This is a genomic window from Streptomyces sp. WAC 06738 (assembly GCF_003945505.1).
GTDB lineage: Bacteria > Actinomycetota > Actinomycetes > Streptomycetales > Streptomycetaceae > Streptomyces.
Map to the genome: position 1 here is coordinate 1,700,168 of NZ_CP029618.1, position 16,730 is coordinate 1,716,897.

A 16,730-nucleotide genomic window follows, 5' to 3' on the forward strand; every position below is an offset into this window, starting at 1 on the left:
GCACCGGCCGCGCCCCCGCTCCGGGCATCAGCCCGGAGCGGGGGCGCGGTCGTGTTCCCGGCGGGTGCGGGAGGAGGCGGGGCCCGGTCAGCAGGTGTCCCGGTACGGCGTCCCCGGCAGGTACGCCTCCCAGTCGGCCCGCGACAGACCGCCGCCGGCGCGGGCGCACACCGCCTGCCGCGCCCGCTCCGGATCCGCCGGGTAGGCGCGCGGCGCGGTCTGCCGGCCGACCGCGTAGACCTCGCTGCCGTCGGGGCTGAAGGAGACCGCCAGCAGCTCGTCGCCCGCGGTCGGCAGATTGCCGCCCAGCGACTGGTTCGACGCGGTGTCCCACAGCCGCAGCGTCCCCGAGTGCCCCGCGACCGCCAGCGTGCGCCCGTCCGGCGAGAACGCCAGCGCCGTCGCCGGCTCCGCCGCGCCCGTCTGCATCCCCCGGTACGTACCGGGCAGCACCCCGAGGCGGCGCCGGCCCTCGCCGTCCCACAGCGTGATGCGGCCGGAGTCGTCGCCCGCGGCGAGGAACCGCCCGTCCGGGCTGAACTCCACGGAGCGCACCCCGTCCTGCGCCAGCGGCCGGGGCGTCACCCGGCCCCCGCGCAGCGCGACGAGCTGGTCGTCGCCCGTGGCCAGCAGCGCGCCGCCGGGGTGCAGGGCCAGCGGATCGCCGCCGGTGTCGCGCAGCCGCCGCACGCGCTCGCCGCGCGAGACGTCCCACACCTCCAGCGACTCCCGGTCGGGTATCCGGGAGAGGATCAGCTTGCCGCCCGCCCCGTACGCCAGGCTGTTCAGCGGGTTGGCACGCGCCGGATCGGGGGTGACGACCAGCGTCCGTACGATCCGGCCCTTCACCGTGTCCCACACGTGCACCCGCTCCGGCTCGTCGCCCATCACGCTCGGCAGCGCGTACGCCAGCCGCCGGCCGTCCGGGCTGAACGCCATCAACGGAATGCAGAAGTCCGCGACCGGATCCAGCCCCTCCGGCACCCGGCAGGGCAGCGGGGGCGGCGTCTGCGGCGTCCGGCCGCCGCGCATGTCGCGCACCTCGAAGACGCCGCGCGCCCCCGAGCGGCGGGCGGTGACCAGCTTGCCGCCGTCCGGGCTGAACGCCGCGCCCTCCAGCCGCCGTTCGTGCCAGCCGGTGCCCGCGATGCCGTCCAGCCGCACGGTCCGCACCACGTGCCCGGAGAGGCCGCTGAGATACCGCAGCTCCCTGTTGCCCGGCGTCACCCGCAGCTCCGTCGCGTACTCGCTGACCAGCGGATGGCGCAGCACCGGCGCCGAGGCGTCGGCCGTGCGCCACACGATCAGCTCGTCCGGGCCCACGGCGGCGACCAGCGAGCCGTCCCGGCTGAACTCGATCTCCGACAGCCCCTCGCGCTCCACCTCCAGCCGCTTGTGCCCCGTCGCCACGTCCAGCACGCGGAAGCCGGAGTCATTCATCACGACGAGCCCGCGGCTGTCGGGCGTGAACTCCAGCGCCGTCGTGTCGGCGCCGCAGGCGCCGCGGGCGGTGGGGTACGCGCGCAGCATGCGCTGCCCCGCGCCCGTGTGCCACACCTCGGGCACGCCGCTGTCCGGGCACACGACGACGAGCCGGTCGTCGGGGCTGACCTGGCTGAACCAGCCGGTGTCGCCGGCGCCCGTCTCGTAGGAGAAGAGCCTCTTGCCGCTGCGTACGTCGTAGAGCGCGAGATGCGTCCGCTCGCCGTCGAAGGACCAGGTGCTCGACACGTACGTCCGGCCGCTGGGGCCGAACCAGCCCGTCGAGCCGGGGATCTCACCGCGGCGGCCGGGGCGCAGCCGCACGCCGCCGTCGTCGTCGGCGACCGCGAGGACGCGGCCGTCGGGCGAGAGGTCGAAGTCGGACTCGTCGACGGGGTGGCCGAGGCCGGGCCCCGAGTCGAGCCGGCGGTGCGTGGCGACGTCCCAGCGCTCGGTACGGTCCTGGCCGACGCTGGTGACGGTGCGGCCGTCGGCGCTGAGGAAGCGCTGCGCGCGCGGCTCGCCGTCCTGGGGGAGGGCGAACGAGTCGGACTCGCGCTGGTGCAGCGCGCCGAGCAGGGCGCCGCGGGTCTCCGGGGTGTCGGCGAGCCGCCAGGCGGCGACGCTGAGCTGCATGGCCCGTACGGGATCGGTGAACCGCAGGCTCCCCGCGACGGCGGCGACGCGGCGGGCCTCGGCGCGGCGGTGCTCGGCGTCGGCGGCGCGGTCCTGCTGCCAGGCGAACGAGCCGGCGACCAGGGCGAGGACGACCAGCGCGACCAGGGTGGTGAGCAGGCCGCGGAAGCGCCGCCGCTCCCGGCCGCGGGCGGCCCGGCTGGCGGCGAGGAAGGCGGCCTCGCCGCCGGTCAGCTCCTGCGGCCGGTCCGCGAACAGCTCCTCGGCCTGCGCGAGCCGGCTGCCCCGGTAGAGCGCCCCGGGGTCACGGTCCAGCTCCTCCCAGCCGTGGGCGGCCTCGGTGAGGCGCCGCAGGGCGCGCATGCGCTCGCGGTCCTCCTCGATCCAGGCGCGCAGGCGGGGCCAGGCGGTGAGGAGGGCTTCGTGGGCGAGGTCGACGACGTCGTCGTCGAGGGTGAGCAGCCGGGCCTCGACGAGCCGTTCGAGCACGTACCCGACGTCGGCGGCGGGATCGTCCTGGGCAGGGCGGTGTACGACGCCGGGGTCGGGGGCGGGGTCGGCGCGCGTATCGGATTGGGGTGACGGGCGGGAGGTTTTCCCCGGCCCCGCCCCCTCCCGGAACCCGGGACCCGCGCCACCCGCAGCAGCCATGCTCTCGCCGCCAGGCCGGGCCCACCGCCCCCGCCGGGTCCCTCCGCCCGTACGCCCGTCGTCCCGCCCGGCCCCGCCCGGGGCACCGGCATGCGCCGCGATCTCCGCCAGCTCCGCCCGCGGTGCCGGGCGGCGGGTGTCCTGGGAGCCCTCGCCGGGCGAGACCAGGCGGAGCAGTGCGCGGCGGGCGACCCGCTGCTGCGGCGGCGTCAGCTCTCCGTAGACCCGCTCCGCCGTCCGCGCGATGGCGCCGCGCACGCCTCCCGCCGCCTCGTACGCCTCCTCCGTCAGCGCCCGGCCGCGCCGCCTGTGCCACGTCTCCAGCAGCACGTGCGACATCAGCGGCAGCGCGCCCGGCTCGCCGTCGACGTCCTTGAGGATGCGCGCCGTCAGGGCCCGTTCGACGATCAGGCCCTCCGCCGCCGCGGGCTTGACCACCGCCTCGCGCAGCTCCGCGGGCGACATCGGGCCGACGAGCAACTGGGCGTCGCGCAGCGCCTCGGTGAGCGCGCGGTGCTCGGCGCAGCGGCCGTAGAAGTCGGCCCGTACGGCGACGACCACCCGCAGCCGGCGCGCCGGGTCGCGGGCGGCGAGGAGGCGGTCGAGGAAGGCGGCGCGCTCCCCGGGGTCCTGGCAGAGGGTGAAGACCTCCTCGAACTGGTCGACGAGGAGGTACGTGTCGCCCTCCCCGGGAGCGGCGTCGAGCACGTCGGCGTGCGTGCGCGCCGGATGCTCGCCGGGCGTGAGGATCCGCAGCGCGGCGGGCGGCGGGCAGACCGGCTCCCCGCCGTCCCCGCCCGGCTCCCCCGCCGGCGGCTCCCCGCGCTCGCCCCGCTCGGTCCCTTCCGCCCCCTCGCCGTCCCGTCCCCGTACGCCCCCCGACTGCAGCGCCGGTACGAGCCCCGCGCGCAGCAGCGACGACTTCCCGCTCCCCGACGGGCCGAAGACCGCCGCGAAGCGGCGGGCGCGGACCAGCTCCACGAGGTCCGCCGTGAGCCGGTCGCGGCCGAAGAACCGGTCGCGGTCGCCCGGTTCGAAGCGCGCCAGGCCCCGGTACGGCGGCGCCGCGCCGCCGTGCGGCAGCGGCTGCTCCGCGTCCTCCGCGGCCGCCTGCCGCCAGCGCCACTCCCATTCGCCGCGGTCGCCGCCGCAGGCTTCCGCGTACGCCAGCGCCACCGGCAGCGACGGCAGCCGGTCGCCGGCGGCGGCCTGCGACAGCGCCGTCACCGAGTACGGCCCGCGCGCGGCGAGCTGCCGGTAGGTCGGTCCCCCTGCTTCGGTCCGCAGCTTGCGCAGTTCGTACGCGAAGCGCTGGACCGGGCCCGCGGACGGATCCACGGGCTTCTCGCGCCGCCCCATGGGCGGACCCCCTCGCTCCCTGCTCCCCCAGGTCGCTCCCCACGATAAACCGCGCCGCCGACGCCGTACGACGGCCCTCGGGGATTGTTCAGAAGGGCCGAAAGGGGGTGCTGAACAACGGTTCTGCCGATCTAATCGGTCGAGACCGAACAAAATGAAGGGACTTCCCATGAGCACATCGGGGGGAGGCCGCCGCCGCATGCGACAGCGCATCGTATGGGGGGCGTTGACGGCCGTCGCGGGCACCGCGGCCGCCGTCGTCGTGGCCCTGCCGCTCGGCGCGGCGGGCGACGACCAACAGGACGGGGATCCGGGGGCGTCCGCGTCGTCCCCTGCGCCCGGCGCGCTGGAGACGCCGGGTGCCGGGGGACCGGGCACCGCTCCGCTGCCGACCGGCAAGACCGGCACGGGCAGCGACCCGCTGACGCCGGACGAGGAGCAGCGCGCCGAGGAGCTGGCGCTCGCCGGGGACCGGCCGCTGCGTACGGAGAGCGAGGGGGTCAGGGGCCGCGAGGGCATGCCGCAGCTCGTCAACACCGACCTCGCCGACTCCTCGGTGAGCGCCGGCGACGACCGGATCGCCGAGGTGTACTTCTACGACTACGCGCGGGACACGCTCGTCCAGAAGAGCGTCAACCTCAGCAGCAACGAGGTCGTGGACACCGTCGAGTCCACCGGCGCGCAGCCGCCGCCGGCCGCGCCGGAGGCGGAGGCCGCCGCCGACCTGCTGGTGGACAGCCCCGTCGGGGCGGGACTGCGGCAGGACTACAAGTCGGCGACCGGCAAGGAGCTGACCGGCGCCGGGCAGTTGCAGGTCCAGGGGATGACGTACACGGCGCGGCCGGGCGACTCCGGCGGGCTGGAAAAGTGCGGCGAACACCGCTGCGTGCGGCTCTTCACCCGGGTCAAGGACGGCCCGTGGATCGACACCCGCGACTTCGTCATCGACCTGAGCGAGCGGAAGGTGCACCATGCGTAACCCCACGACCCACGGGCCGGACGCGCCGGACGCCGGCTCCGGCGCACCCGCCGGCCGGCGCGGGGGCGCGTTCTGGCGCCGCCCCGCGACCTGGCGCGGGGGCGCCGTCGCCGCCCTGGTCCTGCTCCTCCCGGCCGCGGCACCCGCGGCGCTGCCCACGGCCGGCGCCGCGACGCCCAAGGCGCCGCAGGCCGCCGCGCCGGACTGCAGCGAGGAGTACCGGATCACGCACAAGCTGCCCAACGGCACCGAGTGGCAGATGTGTTACCGGAACAACGACTACGCGGGCCTGGTCCTGGAGGACATCTCGTACAAGCCGAAGGGCGCCCGCAGCGCCGTCCCGGTGCTCAACAGCGCCCGGCTGGGCCAGATACACGTGCCGTACGACGACGGCGGCATCGAGTACTACGACGTCACCGACATCTCGCTCGGCACGTCACCCGTGTCGCTGAAGGAGAAGGACTGCCCCGGCGGCACCCGCCGCCCGGTGAAGGTCGGCGGCGAGGCGTACGACGCGGTGTGCGTCACGCAGCAGCCGCGCGGCTTCGCGCACTTCGGCAACAGCTGGGACGTCGGCGAGGAGAACGGCCGCGACGACAGCGCGCAGGGCGACGACCTCGTCGTCTACACGATCCACTCGGCGGGTTACTACTACTACATCACCCAGTGGAACTTCTCCGACGACGGCACCATCACCGCCAAGGAGGGCGCCACCGGCAACCTCTCCCCCGGTGACTTCGACGCCTCGGACAAGCAGGGCTGGCCGATCGGCAAGGAGTCGCGCGACCGCGCGACCAGCCACCAGCACAACATCTTCTGGCGGCTGGACTTCCAGACGGACAGCTCCCGCCCGGCCAAGATCCAGCAGTACGACACGAACCGCTCCGGCACCGGCGAGGGGGGCTACCCGGCGCAGGAGACGACCCGCAAGAACGTCACCAAGGAGACGTCGGGCAACTCCGGCCAGCACCGCTGGTGGCGCGTGAGCGGCACGGCGGGCAAGAACGGCGACGGGCACACCCGGTCCTGGGAGCTGGTGCACAGCAACAGCGCGCGCTACACGGGGCGCAAGTTCACCAGCAAGGACGTGTACTTCACGCAGTACAAGAAGTGCGAGAAGTTCCCGAACCACAACCGGCGGTGGGACTCCAACTGCGCGAAGGACATCGTCGCCGCCACCGACGGCGAGCAGCTCAAGCACCCGATCGTCTGGGTGAACGTGGGCTTCCACCACATCGCCCGCGACGAGGACCAGACGCCGATGCCGGTGCACTGGCAGGGCTTCCAGCTCTCGCCGCGCGACGTGACGGACATGAGCCCGCTCACGCCCGACCGGCTGCGCAAGCCGCAGTACAACGGCGACCCCTTCGACTGAGCGAGGTCACCAGGTGTGCTGACCCACGCTGACGCGCACCTCCGCGGCGTCCCCGTCCGGCTCCGGTCCGGGCGGGGGCGCCGTATTCTCGTCTCCACCACCTGCGCGTCTGTGTGAGCACCCGAGGAGATGCCGATGCCCCCTACCGTCGTCCATCCGTCGCTGCGCGAGCAGATCCGCGAGCACATCGTGGAGGGCGTCGTCAGCGGCCGGTGGAAGCCGGGCGAGCGGATCGTGGAGCGGCGGATCGCGGTCGAGCTGGAGGTGAGCCAGACGCCGGTGCGCGAGGCGCTGCGCGAGCTGGAGAGCATGCGGCTGATCGAGTCGGCGCCGAACAAGGGCGTGCGGGTCCGTGACCTCACGGCGGCGGATCTGGAGGAGATCTATCCGGTACGGGCCGGCCTGGAGCAGATCGCGGCGGAGCTGGCGGCGCCGCGGCTGGCGACGGACGTCTCGGCGCTGGAGCCGCACGTGGCGGCGTTGCGGGAGGCGGACGCGAAGGGGGACGGCGGGGCCCAGGTGAGGCACACGGTGGCGTTCCACCGGGAGCTGGTGCGGGCGTCGGGCAACAGCGTGCTGCTGCACACGTGGGAGTCGCTGGGGATCGAGATCTACACGTCGCTGGCGATCCGCTGGCTGGGCACGCGCCAGCAGTCGTACGCGGAGGAGCACGCGGACATCGTCGAAGCCTTCCGCCGCCGCGACCCGGCGATCGCGGAACTGGTCAAGTCCCACGTCCTGGGCTGCGCCCCCGCCTAACCCGGGGCCCCGCCCCGCCACCCCGCGCGCCGGCCCGGCCCGGGGGCCGCGCCCCCGCCCCCGCGGGGCTGCGCCGGACACCGTCTCGCGGTACGACGCCGAGACCGGACCGGGGGCTCCGCCCCACGCCCCCGAGGGGCTCGTCCCGAGCCGGGCCAGGACCGGCCGGATGCCCTGCGGTGTGGCGTCCCGTGCCCGCAGGGACGCGCGCCCGCCCCTTCGCGGCTTTGACCCCTGCCCCCACGGGCGTACGGCCCCCTTCCGGTCCGGGATTGCCTGCCGTGCGCGCCGCAGGCCCCAGGCCCGGGGGCGCTTGCTGCCCGCACCGTCGGTGCCACGCGCCGCCTGCCCTGTCGGCTCGGCCCTCTCCGCCCCCGGCGGGCAACGCCCGCAGCCGGGTTCCGCAGCGTACGAGCCCGCCCCGGGCCCGGGAATCCGCCGTGCCGGCGGCAGGCACCGCGTGCAGCGACGGGTGGCACGGCATGCCTAGTTTCTGGTTCCGGAAGTATTTTGCCGTCCAACCTTTGATCGATCATCGATCGGAGACTTACAGTTCGGTCGAGGAGGTAGTTGCCATGCAGAGTCAGCTCGACCAGCTCCCCGACCGCGACCCGCAGGAGACCGCCGAGTGGCGGGAGTCCCTGGACGCGGTGGTGCGGCACGCCGGGCCCGACCGGGCCGCGCAGGTGCTGCGCCGTACCGTCGCGCACGCCGGGGACGCCGGTCTGGACGTGCCCGCGTTGCTGGAGACGCCGTACGTCAACACCATCCCCACCGCCGCCGAGCCCGAGCTGCCCGGCGACCCGGAGCTGGAGCGGCGGGTCGCGGCGTGGAACCGGTGGAACGCCGCCGCCATGGTGACCCGCGGGTCCCGGTTCGGGCTCGGGGGGCACATCGCCACCTTCGCCTCCGCGGCCTGGCTCTACGAGACCGGCTTCAACCACTTCTTCCGCGGCAAGGACGACCCCCGCGCCCCCGGCTCCGGCGACCAGCTCTACATCCAGGGCCACGCCTCCCCCGGCATCTACGCCCGCGCCTTCCTCGACGGCCGGCTCACCGAGGCCCACCTGGACCGGTTCCGCCAGGAGGCCGCGCCCGGTGCCGTCGAGGGGCTGCCCTCGTATCCGCACCCGCGGCGGCTGCCGTGGCTGTGGGAGTTCCCGACCGTCTCCATGGGCCTCGGCCCGATCTCCGCGATCTACCAGGCGCGGTTCAACCGCTACCTCGCCCACCGCGGCATCAAGGACACCTCCGCCAGCCACGTGTGGGCCTTCCTCGGCGACGGCGAGATGGACGAGCCCGAGTCGACCGCCGCGCTCGCCCTCGCCGCCCGCGAGCGGCTCGACAACCTCACCTTCGTCATCAACTGCAACCTTCAGCGCCTCGACGGCCCCGTACGCGCCAACTTCAAGGTCGTACAGGAGCTGGAGGCCCAGTTCCGCGGCGCCGGCTGGAACGTCGTCAAGTCGCTGTGGGGCTCCGCCTGGGACGAGCTGCTCGCGCTCGACACCACCGGCGCGCTCGCCCGCCGGCTTCGGGAGGTGCCGGACGCGCAGTTCCAGACGTATGCCACCCGCGACGCCGCGTACATCCGCGAGCACTTCTTCGGCGCCGAGCCCGCGCTCGCCGAGCTGGCGAAGCTGGTCGGCGACGACAAGATCCTCGAGTGCTTCCACCTCTCCCGCGGCGGTCATGAGCCGCGGAAGGTCTACGCCGCGTACCGTGCCGCCGTCGCGCACGAGGGCGCGCCGACCGTGATCCTGGCGCAGACCGTCAAGGGCCACACCCTCGGCAAGGGCTTCGAGTCGCGCAACGCCAACCACCAGATGAAGAAGCTCACCGGCGCCGAGTTCCGCGACATGCGGGACCTGCTGGAGCTGCCCATCCCGGACAGCGCGCTCGCCGGCGACCTCGTGCCGTACGCGCACCCCGGTCCCGACTCCCCCGAGGTGCGCTACCTCCAGGAGCGCCGCGCCGCCCTCGGCGGCCCCGCGCCGGCCCGCCGGGTGCACCCGGTGGTGCTGCCGGAGCCGGCGGCGAAGCCGTTCGACGCGCTCGCGAAGGGCTCCGGCAGCCAGGAGATCGCGACGACCATGGCGTTCGTCCGCCTGGTCAAGGACCTCATGCGGGAGAAGGAGACCGGCCGCCGCTGGGTGCCGGTGGTGCCGGACGAGGCCCGTACGTTCGGCATGGAGTCGCTCTTCCCGAGCGCCGGGATCTACTCCCCGCGCGGGCAGACCTACGACCCCGTCGACCGCGACCAGCTCCTGTACTACAAGGAGGCGGCGGACGGGCAGATCCTCAACGAGGGCATCACGGAGGCCGGTTCGCTGGCGTCCTTCACGGCCGCGGCCACGTCGTACGCGACCCACGGCGAGCCGATGATCCCCTTCTACATCTTCTACTCGATGTTCGGCTTCCAGCGCACCGGCGACCAGTTCTGGGCGCTGGCCGACCAGTTGGGCCGCGGCTTCGTCATCGGCGCCACCGCCGGCCGCACCACCATGACCGGCGAGGGACTGCAGCACGCCGACGGCCACTCCCCGCTGCTCGCCTCCACCAACCCCGCGGCGCTGATCTACGATCCGGCGTTCGCGTACGAGGTGGCGGTCATCGTCAAGGACGGGCTGCGCCGCATGTACGGCGAGGCCGCCCCCGGCGAGGACCCGGACGTCTTCTACTACCTCACCGTCTACAACGAGCCGAAGGTCCAGCCCCCGATGCCCGCGGGCGTCGAGGAGGGCATCGTCCGCGGCCTCTACCGCTACCGGACCGCCGACTCCCCCGCCGGGGCCGCCGCCGAGGACGCCCCGCGCGCCCAGGTGCTCGCCTCCGGCACCGCCATCCACTGGGCGCTCGACGCCCAGCGACTGCTCGCCGAGGACTGGGGTGTCGCGGCCGACGTCTGGTCCGCCACCTCCTGGAGCGAGCTGCGCCGTGACGCCCTGTCCTGTGACGCGGCGCAGCTTCGCGGCGAGGACCGGGTCCCCTACGTCACCCGTGCTCTGGAAGGCGCACCGGGCCCGGTTCTCGCCGTCAGCGACTGGATGCGGCAGGTGCCCGACCAGATAGCGCAGTGGGTCCCGCAGGAGTACACCTCGCTGGGCACGGACGGCTTCGGCCTCTCCGACACCCGCGACGCGGCCCGGCGGCACTTCGGGGTCGACCCGGAGTCGATCGTCGTGGCGGTGCTGGACCGGCTGGCGCGGCGCGGCGAGGTGAAGAAGGAGACGGTCGCGGCGGCGGCGGCGAAGTACGGGCTGGCCTGAGGCCGGGCCCGGGCCCCGCGGCGCACGGCGTACGGGCCCGGCCCGCGGGGCGCGCGGGCCGGGCCCGTACCGGCCGCGGTCCGTACCGGGCCGGTGGCCGCGTACCGCCGGTCGGTGCCGTACCGGCCCGCGGGCTCCGTACCGGCCCGCGGCCCGGTACGGCCGCCCGGACCCCGTCCGGGCGGCCGCCGTGCGCTAGTCCGGCTGGTCCGGGAAGCTGCGCAGCTTCAGCAGCGCCGCGACCAGGCCGCCCCAGACGATCACGATCGCGACGACCAGCATGACGATGGCGCTCGCCGACATCAGTTGCCCTCCTTCACCGGTTCCGGATCCTCCACGGGCTCCGCCTCCGGCGCCCGGCCGCCGATGTCGCCGTGGTGCCGCCACGGGACCAGCGCGGCCAGCACGCCGACCAGCAGCGCACCGGCGGCGACGCCCCAGCCGGCCCAGCCGAGGAACGAGCCGGGGTAGCCGCCGTAGTTCTCGTCCAGCTCGGTGCGCAGGCTGTCGACCATCATCCAGCCGAGCACCAGCGGCGTGACGATGCCCAGGCACACCAGCCACACGCGCCCCATCCGCACCGCGGACGTGGCGTTGGCGTCCCGCTGGAGCAGCGGCAGCCGGCGCAGCACCCAGGCCACGACGACGACCGACACGAGGCCGGCGAGCACGATGCCGTACTGGTTGATGAAGTGGTCGGCGGCGTCGAGCAGCGAGAGCCCGCCGTCGTTGGCGAACGCCAGCACGGACACCGCGGTGAGCACGCCGCCGACGAGCGCGACGGCCGCCCTGCGGGACAGGCCCGTACGGTCCTCGACCGCCGCGACCTGCACCTGGACGATGCTCACCAGCGAGGTCAGGCCGGCGATCACCAGCGAGAGGAAGAACATCACGCCGAAGAACGCGCCCCCCGGCATGCTGGAGATGATCGCCGGGAACGCCACGAACGCCAGCCCGACGCCCGAGGTCGCCAGCTCGCTCACGCCCACGCCCTGCTGCGCGGCCATGAAGCCGAGCACCGAGAACACGCCGATGCCGGCCAGGATCTCGAACGAGCTGTTGGCGAAGCCGGCGACGAGCGCCGAGCCGGACAGGTCCGACTTCCGGCCCAGGTACGAGGCGTAGGTGATCATGATGCCGAAGCCGATGGAGAGCGAGAAGAAGATCTGGCCGTACGCGGCGACCCACACGCTGCCCTCGCCCAGCGCCCCCCAGTCCGGCTTGAAGAGGGCGTCCAGGCCCTCGCCCGCGCCGTCCAGGGTGACCGCGCGGACCACGAGGATGCCGAAGAAGACCAGCAGCGCGGGGATGAAGACGCGGTTGGCCCACTCGATGCCGCGGCGCACGCCCAGCCAGAGGATGACGAGGGTGACCAGCCACACCCCGAGCAGCGGCCACATCACGCCGGGCACGAAGGTGGAGACGGTGCCCGGTTCGCCGGCCTTGAGGAAGTCCTCGGAGAAGAAGGCGTTGGGGTCGTCGCCCCACGACTCGTCGATCGAGAAGCCGACGTAGCGGACGGCCCAGGCCAGGATCACCGCGTAGTACGCGGAGATCACGAAGCAGATCGCCACCTGCCACCAGCCGATGGCCTCGGCGGGGCGGGAGAGCTGCCGGAAGGCGCCGGGCGGGGAGGAGCGGTAGCGGCGGCCGATGACGTATTCCATGATCAGCAGCGGGAGTCCCGCCGTCAGCAGCGCCACGAGATACGGCAGGAGGAAGGCGCCGCCGCCGTTGTCGTAGGCGACGTAGGGAAAGCGCCAGATGTTGCCGAGACCGACCGCGGATCCGATCGCGGCGAAGAGGAAGCCTGCCCGGTTTCCCCAACGCTCACGAGGCTCGTTGGACATATAAAACTCTCTTATTCTTTGGTGCAGTACCGAAGGACGCTATCAAGCCGCTGCAAGATGGCTGTCATGCGCGCCGCCCGCCTCATCCACCTCGTTCTGCTGCTCCAGTCCCGTCCCTCCATGACCGCCGCCGAGCTGGCGGAGCGGCTCGAGGTCTCCGAGCGGACCGTCGCCCGGGACGTGCAGGCGCTCGGGGAGGCGGGGGTGCCGGTCTACGCCGACCGCGGGCGGACCGGCGGCTACCGGCTCGTCGGCGGCTACCGCACCCGGCTCACCGGGCTCGGGCGGACCGAGGCGGAGGCGCTGTTCCTCTCCGGGGTGCCGGGCGCGCTCCGGGACATGGGGCTGGCCGACGCGGCGTCCGCGGCGCGGCTGAAGGTGTCGGCGGCGCTCCTGCCCGAGCTGCGCGGCGCGCCGGAGAGCGCGGCGCAGCGGTTCCACCTCGACGCCCCGGGGTGGTGGCGGGAGCCGGACGTGCCGGAGCTGCTGCCGGCGGTGGCGGAGGCGGTGTGGGCGGACCGGACGCTGGCGGTGACGTACCGGCGGCGGCCGGGGGCGGAAGCGGTGGAGCGGGAGGTCGAGCCGTACGGGCTGGTGCTGAAGGCGGGCGTCTGGTACCTGGTCGCGCGGGTGCCGGGGGCGGGAGGCGCGTACCGGGTCTACCGCGTGGAGCGCTTCGAGCGGGCCGCGGGCGTCGGCGGCGGGGCGGGCTTCGAGCGGGACGAGGAGTTCGACCTGCCGGGCTTCTGGGCGGAGCGGGCCGCGGCGTTCGCGCGGTCGATCCTGCGGGACGAGGTGACCCTGCGGCTCTCCCCCGACGGCCTGCGGCGGCTGCCGCACGTCACGGACCGGCTCGCCGCCGAGGACGCCGTGGCCGGGGCCGGCGAGCCCGACGAGCGGGGCTGGACGGCCGTCCGGCTGCGGGTGGAGTCCGCGGACGTCGCGTACACCCAGCTCCTCGCCCTCGGGCCGGACGCGGAGCTGCTGGGGCCGCCGGAGCTGCGCGCGCGGTTCGCGGCGGCGGCGGCCCGCAGCGCCGCGCTCTACGGGCGCAGCCGGTAGCTCTCCGGGTCGCCGGGATCCTCGCCGGCCATCGCGCGCTGGAAGTACGGCCAGCTGTCCGGCAGCGTGCCGTCGGTGTCCGTGAACCCGTACTCCTTGGCGACCTGCCCGCTGTACAGCGACGTGCCGTTCCAGCGCGCCTTGTCCGGGTCCGCCGCCAGCGCCGCCACCGCGCGGCCCACGAGTACGGGAGTCTCGGAGAGCGCGAAGTGCTTCTCCTTGGCGATCGCGTCGCGCCAGTTCTCCTCGGTCACCCCGAAGTGGTCGAGCATCTGCTCCGAGCGGAGGAAGCCGGGGGTGAGGGAGAGGGCGGTGGCGCCGGCGTCCTTCAGCTCGTGGCTGAGGTTGAACGCCATCCGGATCGGGGCGTTCTTGGTGAGGTCGTAGAAGAAGTCCTCGCGGTACGGCCTGTTGGCCTCTGCCGTGCCGTCGGTGATCTCGACCACCAGCCCGCCGCCGGTGCGCAGCAGCAGCGGGAGCGCGCAGTGGCTGGTGATGATGTGGGTCTTGACCCCGAGCTCCAGCATGCGCAGGCCGCGGTCGAGTTCGGTCTCCCACATCTTCTTGCCGAACTCGACGAGGTGCTCGCCGCCCCAGATGTCGTTCACCAGCACGTCGAGCCGGCCGTGGTCGCGCTCGATGCGGGCGACCAGGTCCCGTACCTGATCGGCTTCGAGGTGGTCGACGCGGACGCCGATGCCCTCGCCGCCGGCCGCGGTGGCCAGCTCCGCGGTCTCCTCGATGGTCTCGGTGGTGCGGCCGACCTCGCTGATGTGCTCCCGGGTCGTACGGCCGGTGGCGTACACGGTGGCGCCGAGGGTGCCCAGGGCCACGGCGATGGCCCGGCCCGCGCCCCGTGTGGCGCCCGCGACCAGGGCGACCTTCCCGCGCAGCGGCTTGTCGGCGGTGTGCGGTACGGGCTTGTCTCGGTTCTGCTCTTCGCTCATGCGGACCACCGTGACAGCGAATCCGGACACCTTCTGTCTGGTTTTCCGGCCGGTCCTCCGGGCCGGTCCCGCCGGCCGGTCTCCCCCCGGTCAGTCCTCGCGGTACAGCGCCCACAGCTTCGGGTAGCGCCGCGCCAGCACCCCCGGGTCCTCGAAGTCGATCGGCTCTCCCACCGGCTCCGCGGGACCCTCGGGCAGCCCCAGCTCCGGCAGCTTCAGCCCGGTCAGCCGCTCGTACGCCTCGTCCGCCACGTACGCCAGGTCCTCCCCCTCGCCGTCCGTCTCCTCGTCGAAGTCCTCCAGCAGGTCCGCGAGGTCGTCCGGCTCGTGCAGCGCCCCCTCGAAGACCGTCCGGCCCTGGCCCACGAGCCAGCCGCGGAAGGAGTCGAAGGCGTCGTCGCTGACCCCGTCGAGCAGCACCCACGCGGCGCCCCACAGGTCCATGCGGTACGCGCGGTTCATCCGCGACTCGAAGTGGCAGGCGAAGTCGGTGACGGCGTCCGGGTCGAGGCCGGTCAGCCGGTCGACGAGCAGCTCGGCCTGGTCCGCGGGGTCGCCCTCGGCGGCCTCACGGGCGGTGTCGACCAGCTCCCAGAACTCCGACTCCTCCATCACGGATCCAGCATCTGCCCTCAGGCGCGCGTACGCACGCGGAGCGGCGGGATCGGGACGTATCGGGGCCCGTACGGGCTCGCGCCGGGGGCGCGCGGTTCAGAGGAGTGTGCGCCCCATCAGAACGTCGTCCACGTACGTGCCGTCCAGCAGGAACTCCTCCGGCAGCACCCCCTCCACCGCGAACCCCTCCGACTCGTACAGCCGCCGCGCGGGTGCGTTGTGCCCCAGCACGCGCAGCGTCAGCCGCCGGGCACCGGCCGCGCGGGCGTGCTCCGCGCCCGCCCGCAGCAGCGCCCGTGCGACGCCCGCGCCGCGGGCCTCGGGGGCGACAACGAGGCCCTGGATCTGGCGTACGTGCCCGTTGACCGCCAGTGACGTCGGGGGGACGACGCAGATGTAGCCGACGACGCGGGCCGGGGCGGCGGGGGTGGCGCCGGGCAGCTCGGCGACGAGGTAGTCGTCGGGGTGGTGGCGCTCGTCGAAGAAGGGGGCGTCGGTGTCGGGCGGCGCGGTCACCGCGTGCAGATGCGACCAGGTCGCGGCGTCCAGCTCACGGAGCAGCTCCCCGTCGGCGGCGCACGCGGGACGTATCCGCAGCTCGCCGCCGCCGACCGCCCCGCCGCCGTGCACGTCAGTCATGCGCTCACTGTGGCATGTGCTGCCGAAGCACGGCACAGGAGGGCAGGATGGGCCCATGCGCATCGCGGTCTCCGGCTCCTCCGGACTCATCGGCTCCGCCCTCGTCGGTTCGCTGCGGACCGACCGGCACGACGTCCTGCGGCTGGTGCGGCGGGAGGCGACCGCGCCGGACGAGGTGCGGTGGGACCCCGGGAAGGGGTACGTCGACGCCGGCCGACTCGACGGCTGCGACGCCGTCGTGCACCTCGCCGGCGCCGGCATCGCCGACCGGCGCTGGACCGAGAACTACAAGCGGGTCCTGCGCGACAGCCGGGTGCTGGGCACGGCGGCCGTCGCCGACGCCGTCGCCTCCCTCGACCGGCCGCCGTCCGTCTTCGTCTGCGGCAGCGCGATCGGCTACTACGGCGACACCGGCGACCGCCGCGTCGACGAGACCGCGCCACCGGGGCGGGGCTTCCTCGCCGACCTGTGCCAGGAGTGGGAGGCGGCGACGCACGCGGCGGAGGAGGCGGGAATCCGCACCGTCCACGTGCGTACGGGCCTGGTGGTCTCCCGCAGGGGCGGGACGTGGGGGCGGCTCTTCCCGCTCTTCCGGGCGGGTCTCGGGGGGCGGCTCGGCAACGGACGGCAGTACTGGAGCTTCGTCTCCCTGCACGACCACATCGCGGCGCTGCGCCACCTCATCGACACCGAGTCGCTCGCCGGGCCGGTGAACCTCACGGCCCCGGAGCCGGTGACCAACCGCGAGGTGACGGCGGCGATGGGGCGGGTGCTGCACCGGCCGACGCCGTTCCCGGTGCCGGCGGCGGCGCTGCGGGTGGCGCTGGGCGAGTTGGCGGAGGACGTGATCGGCAGCCAGCGGGTGGTGCCGCGCAAGCTGCTCGACTCGGGGTTCGCGTTCGCGTTCCCGGGGATCGACGAGGCGCTGCGGGCGGCGCTGCGGCGCTGAGCGGGCGGGGTCCGGCGGGAGTTCCGGCGGGGCACTTCGGGGGCTGCGCGGGGGCGGTGTCGCGGCTGGTTGCGCCGGGTGTGCGTCAGTGCCCTTGTGGTGCGCACCTGGCCGGCGTCACCATCCGGCCTATCGTCATCGGAACGCGTCCACGGGGG

At 74.3% G+C, this 16,730-nt stretch carries 12 protein-coding genes; 6 read left to right on the forward strand and 6 right to left on the reverse strand.

Translation table 11 applies throughout. The features are described from left to right. Positions 1-87: 87 nt before the first annotated feature. Positions 88-4,128, reverse strand: coding sequence for a hypothetical protein (locus DMB38_RS07135; RefSeq protein WP_125934434.1), 4,041 nt, complete (start codon positions 4,126-4,128; stop codon positions 88-90). A gap of 199 nt (positions 4,129-4,327) precedes the next feature. Between DMB38_RS07135 and DMB38_RS07140 the strand changes: the two genes are divergently transcribed. From DMB38_RS07140 to aceE, 4 genes are all read left to right on the forward strand, one after another. Further along, positions 4,328-5,107 (forward strand): hypothetical protein, encoded by a 780-nt coding sequence (locus tag DMB38_RS07140; RefSeq protein WP_240662010.1) that lies wholly within the window; start codon positions 4,328-4,330, stop codon positions 5,105-5,107. Further along, positions 5,100-6,482: a copper amine oxidase gene (locus DMB38_RS07145; RefSeq protein WP_125934435.1), complete on the forward strand. Its 1,383-nt coding sequence runs from the start codon at positions 5,100-5,102 to the stop codon at positions 6,480-6,482. The genes DMB38_RS07140 and DMB38_RS07145 overlap by 8 nt, the downstream gene beginning before the upstream one ends. Positions 6,483-6,617: 135 nt before the next feature. Then, the gene (locus tag DMB38_RS07150; RefSeq protein ID WP_125934436.1) at positions 6,618-7,241 is read left to right on the forward strand and encodes a GntR family transcriptional regulator; all 624 of its coding nucleotides are present in this window, start codon (positions 6,618-6,620) and stop codon (positions 7,239-7,241) included. 575 nt (positions 7,242-7,816) lie between these two features. After that, positions 7,817-10,510, forward strand: coding sequence for a pyruvate dehydrogenase (acetyl-transferring), homodimeric type (gene aceE, locus DMB38_RS07155; RefSeq protein WP_125934437.1), 2,694 nt, complete (start codon positions 7,817-7,819; stop codon positions 10,508-10,510). A 195-nt stretch (positions 10,511-10,705) separates the two neighbouring features. Here aceE and DMB38_RS07160 read toward each other — a convergent pair whose 3' ends face one another. Both DMB38_RS07160 and DMB38_RS07165 read right to left on the reverse strand, forming a co-directional pair. Further along, positions 10,706-10,813: a methionine/alanine import family NSS transporter small subunit gene (locus DMB38_RS07160; protein ID WP_078563802.1), complete on the reverse strand. Its 108-nt coding sequence runs from the start codon at positions 10,811-10,813 to the stop codon at positions 10,706-10,708. After that, on the reverse strand, positions 10,813-12,360 hold the full coding sequence (locus DMB38_RS07165) for a sodium-dependent transporter (RefSeq protein ID WP_125934438.1): 1,548 nt from the start codon (positions 12,358-12,360) through the stop codon (positions 10,813-10,815). Before DMB38_RS07165 ends, DMB38_RS07160 begins: the two co-directional genes overlap by 1 nt. Before the next feature lie 66 nt (positions 12,361-12,426). On the opposite strand from DMB38_RS07165, the gene DMB38_RS07170 reads away from it, so the two are divergent. Continuing rightward, positions 12,427-13,422: a WYL domain-containing protein gene (locus tag DMB38_RS07170; RefSeq protein WP_125934439.1), complete on the forward strand. Its 996-nt coding sequence runs from the start codon at positions 12,427-12,429 to the stop codon at positions 13,420-13,422. On the opposite strand, the gene DMB38_RS07175 is transcribed toward DMB38_RS07170, so the two are convergent. From DMB38_RS07175 to DMB38_RS07185, 3 genes are all read right to left on the reverse strand, one after another. Continuing rightward, on the reverse strand, positions 13,404-14,369 hold the full coding sequence (locus tag DMB38_RS07175) for an SDR family oxidoreductase (protein ID WP_125934440.1): 966 nt from the start codon (positions 14,367-14,369) through the stop codon (positions 13,404-13,406). The two genes, DMB38_RS07170 and DMB38_RS07175, sit on opposite strands and share 19 nt — an antisense overlap. Positions 14,370-14,459: 90 nt before the next feature. Next, the gene (locus DMB38_RS07180) at positions 14,460-14,981 is read right to left on the reverse strand and encodes a DUF4240 domain-containing protein (RefSeq protein WP_125938868.1); all 522 of its coding nucleotides are present in this window, start codon (positions 14,979-14,981) and stop codon (positions 14,460-14,462) included. A 99-nt stretch (positions 14,982-15,080) separates the two neighbouring features. Next, on the reverse strand, positions 15,081-15,623 hold the full coding sequence (locus DMB38_RS07185; protein WP_125934441.1) for an N-acetyltransferase: 543 nt from the start codon (positions 15,621-15,623) through the stop codon (positions 15,081-15,083). 55 nt (positions 15,624-15,678) lie between these two features. On the opposite strand from DMB38_RS07185, the gene DMB38_RS07190 reads away from it, so the two are divergent. Further along, on the forward strand, positions 15,679-16,572 hold the full coding sequence (locus DMB38_RS07190; protein ID WP_125934442.1) for a TIGR01777 family oxidoreductase: 894 nt from the start codon (positions 15,679-15,681) through the stop codon (positions 16,570-16,572). Positions 16,573-16,730: the final 158 nt, after the last annotated feature.

Excerpts from the sequence above, each read along its gene's own strand:
- DMB38_RS07165 (WP_125934438.1), bottom strand. The coding sequence starts at position 12,360 with ATGTCCAACGAGCCTCGTGAGCGTTGGGGAAACCGGGCAGGCTTCCTC.
- aceE (WP_125934437.1), top strand. The coding sequence starts at position 7,817 with ATGCAGAGTCAGCTCGACCAGCTCCCCGACCGCGACCCGCAGGAGACC.
- DMB38_RS07175 (WP_125934440.1), bottom strand. The coding sequence starts at position 14,369 with ATGAGCGAAGAGCAGAACCGAGACAAGCCCGTACCGCACACCGCCGAC.
- DMB38_RS07150 (WP_125934436.1), top strand. The coding sequence starts at position 6,618 with ATGCCCCCTACCGTCGTCCATCCGTCGCTGCGCGAGCAGATCCGCGAG.
- DMB38_RS07160 (WP_078563802.1), bottom strand. The coding sequence starts at position 10,813 with ATGTCGGCGAGCGCCATCGTCATGCTGGTCGTCGCGATCGTGATCGTC.
- DMB38_RS07145 (WP_125934435.1), top strand. The coding sequence starts at position 5,100 with ATGCGTAACCCCACGACCCACGGGCCGGACGCGCCGGACGCCGGCTCC.
- DMB38_RS07170 (WP_125934439.1), top strand. The coding sequence starts at position 12,427 with ATGCGCGCCGCCCGCCTCATCCACCTCGTTCTGCTGCTCCAGTCCCGT.
- DMB38_RS07185 (WP_125934441.1), bottom strand. The coding sequence starts at position 15,623 with ATGACTGACGTGCACGGCGGCGGGGCGGTCGGCGGCGGCGAGCTGCGG.
- DMB38_RS07190 (WP_125934442.1), top strand. The coding sequence starts at position 15,679 with ATGCGCATCGCGGTCTCCGGCTCCTCCGGACTCATCGGCTCCGCCCTC.
- DMB38_RS07180 (WP_125938868.1), bottom strand. The coding sequence starts at position 14,981 with ATGGAGGAGTCGGAGTTCTGGGAGCTGGTCGACACCGCCCGTGAGGCC.
- DMB38_RS07140 (WP_240662010.1), top strand. The coding sequence starts at position 4,328 with ATGCGACAGCGCATCGTATGGGGGGCGTTGACGGCCGTCGCGGGCACC.
- DMB38_RS07135 (WP_125934434.1), bottom strand. The coding sequence starts at position 4,128 with ATGGGGCGGCGCGAGAAGCCCGTGGATCCGTCCGCGGGCCCGGTCCAG.